General features: G+C 73.6%; 2 protein-coding genes. Both read left to right on the top strand.

The features are described 5' to 3' along the window. Positions 1 to 267: 267 nt before the first annotated feature. Positions 268 to 1,419 carry a hypothetical protein gene (locus AB0I11_RS34240; protein ID WP_357330073.1) on the top strand — a complete coding sequence of 384 codons (1,152 nt, stop codon included), beginning with the start codon at positions 268 to 270 and terminating at the stop codon, positions 1,417 to 1,419. Positions 1,420 to 1,674: 255 nt separating this feature from the next. Continuing rightward, positions 1,675 to 2,841: a branched-chain amino acid ABC transporter substrate-binding protein gene (locus tag AB0I11_RS34235; RefSeq protein WP_357330071.1), complete on the top strand. Its 1,167-nt coding sequence runs from the start codon at positions 1,675 to 1,677 to the stop codon at positions 2,839 to 2,841. Positions 2,842 to 2,993 lie beyond the last annotated feature (152 nt).

Genomic DNA, 2,993 nt, shown 5'->3' with positions numbered 1-2,993 from the left:
GCCGCGGCCATCAACGCGGCGCCCGAACTGCACCGGGAGGCGCGCCCCACCCCCGCCGCCGGCCGAACCGCCGGCGTCGATCATGGACTTGTGGTGCCCAGCTTGCGCCCTTGACGGCTTTTATCCGGTGCCACAACTCCATGATCGCGGGATGGGCGGGGCGGGGGTGCGCGGGCGGGGCGCCCGCGCGGCGGCGGACCCGCGCGGCGGCGGGGCGGCCGGGCGGCGGGTTTCCTGGGGTTGGTGGGGGTCGATACGATCGCGGTCATGCGGCGCGGCGTGGCGGTGTTCGGCCTGCTCGTGCTGCTGCTCGCCGCCTGCCGCCCGACGGGCCGGGCCGCGCCCGTGCCCACGCCCGCACCGGTCCGGCCGGGCTGGCAGCCGGTCACCCTTCCGGTCCCGCCCGGTGCCCCGGGCCGGTTGGCGCTGCGCGACGCCACGGCGTGTGCCGGCCGCTGGTTCGTGGTCGGTGCGGTGGTGGACGCCGCCGGTGGCACCCGGCCGGCCGCCTGGAGCAGCCCCGACGCGGTCACCTGGACGGCGCTGCGCCCGGTGCCGCGCAGCCCGTACGGCGAGGAGAACCTGCTGACGGCGGCGGGCTGCCGGGACGGTCGGCTGGCCGCGGTGGGGGGCAAGAGCGGCGGGGTGCACGGCAATCCCCGGATCAGCACCTGGCGGGCGGCCGACGACGGCTCCCTGGTGGAGGTGCCGGCCGAGTTCGAGGTCTTCGGCGGGCCGGACGCGGTCAACGTGGGGCGGATCGCGGGCGGGCCGCGCGGGTGGTTGATCTCGGGCAACCGGGCCACCGGGGCGGCGGCCTGGGTGTCCCCGGACGGGACGGACTTCACGCTGGTCAGCGCGGTGCCGGGGCTGGCCGCCGACGCGGCGGGGCGGACGTGGGTGGCGGACGGCATCGGCACCCCGTCGGGGTGGCTGCTGGTGGGCTCGGTGCTGCCGCCGGGGCGTACCGGCACTCAGCCGGTGGCGTGGACCTCGGCGGACGGGCGGAGTTGGCGGCGCGCGGTGCTGCCGGCCGCGGACGGCGGCGCGGATCTGCAGCGGGTGGTCCGGGTGGGGGAGCGGACGGTGGCCGTGGGTCGCCGGGGCGACCGGCTGGGCGCCTGGGTGGAGGGGGGCGGGCGCTGGCGGTCCGGTGGCGCGTTCGGCGCGGGGGGCGGCGCGGTCTCGGGGCTGGCGGCGGTCGCCGGCGGGGTGCTGGTGCTGCCGGCCGCCGGTCCGACCGGCTGGCTCTCCCGCGATGGTGACTCTTGGTCACCGGTGGGCCTGCCGGTGGCCGTGCCGGGCGGCGCCGAGCGGACGGTGGCGGTGGCGGGATCGAGCGACGTTGCTCTGCTGGTGGTGGACGACGGCACCCGAGCGCGGCTGTGGTCCGCGCGGGGGCCCTGGCAGCCGAACTGATTGCTTCCCGACAAGTCTTCGCCGTCATTAACTGTACGATTTGTCCTGTGACGGGCCAGCGTGTGTTACAGCACATCCATGAAATCGGCCACTCAACGTAACGGTTAGGTCAACCCCACCTCCTAGCTATTCCGGCGTGCCCGGGAAGTGGGATAACGTCCCGCCCCAGACCGGGATCGCGGTCGGTCCGGCCAACCTCGCAAGGTCCAATTCGCGGTGGGTGGTCCGGGCATCGGACGGAGGAGGGTACGAGCCGTGAGGCAGAAGCTCGCTCGGGTGCTCGGTGGCGTGGCCATCGGCGCGCTCGTTTTCAGTGGCGCGGCCTGCAAGGCCGACAGCGGCGACAGTGAGGCCGGCGGCGGCGGGAAGGCCGCCTGCGATCTGAAGATCGGCTTCTTCGGCGCGCTGACGGGTGACGCCGCGGGTCTCGGTATCCACATGCGCAACGGCACCCAGCTGGCCATCGAGCAGTACAACAACGAGAACAAGGACTGCCAGGTCAAGCTGGAGCAGTACGACTCCCAGGGCGACCCGGCCAAGGCCCCGGCCCTGGCCCAGCAGGCGGTCGGCGACAGCAAGATCGTCGGCATCATCGGCCCCGGCTTCTCCGGCGAGTCCGAGGTGGCGGACCCGATCTTCGACGCGGCCGGCCTGCCGACCATCACCCCGTCGGCGACCCGCCCGAGCCTGAGCAGCAAGGGCTGGAAGGTCTTCCACCGCGGCGTGGGTAACGACACCTCCCAGGGCCCGGCCGCCGGTCGCTACATCAAGGACGTGCTGAAGGCCGAGAAGGTGTACGTCGTCGACGACCAGTCGGCGTACGGCGCGGGCCTGGCCGACGAGGTCAAGAAGGTCATCGGCGCCCCGGCCGGCTACGACAAGATCCAGGTCAAGCAGACCAACTTCTCCGCCGTGGTCACCAAGATCACCAGCAGTGGCGCGACCGCCCTCTTCTTCGGTGGCTACTACACCGAGGCCGGCCTGCTGCTCAAGCAGCTCAAGGGTGCGGGCTGGAAGGGCACCATGATCGCCGGTGACGGCGTGAACGACGCCAACTTCATCAAGGTCGCCGGTCAGCAGGTCGCCGAGGGCACCATCCTCACCTGCCCGTGCGCCCCGGCCACCAAGGCCAAGGGCACCTTCCCGACCGACTACAAGACGAAGTTCAACGTGGACCCGGGCACCTACGCCGACGTGTCCTTCGACATCACCAAGATCATGCTCGAGGGCATCAAGGCCGGCAAGTCCAGCCGGGCCGACCTGAACGCCTTCATCAGCAGCTACAGCGGCACCGGTGGCGCCACCGGCGTGACCTACAAGTTCGAGTCCAACGGCGAGCTGGACCCCGCCCAGGTCATCGTCTGGGCGTTCAAGGTGAACGCGGGCCAGGTCGTCCCCGAGATCGAGATCCCCAAGGCCTGACCGGGTTCGTCCGGTCCCGCCACGGGACGCCAGGCGTGGGGGGGGGGGGGGGGGGGGCCGCCCCCCCCCCCCCCGCCCCCCGGGGGGCGCCCCCCCCGGCGTGCGGGAGGCAGGTGGGGCGTCAGCCCGCGCCCCGCCACCCCCCGGGGCGC

It is taken from the genome of Micromonospora sp. NPDC050495, assembly GCF_040655175.1.
GTDB lineage: Bacteria > Actinomycetota > Actinomycetes > Mycobacteriales > Micromonosporaceae > Micromonospora.
Note: the sequence above shows the minus strand (reverse complement) of the source record. Positions and strands in the feature narration are given on the sequence as shown.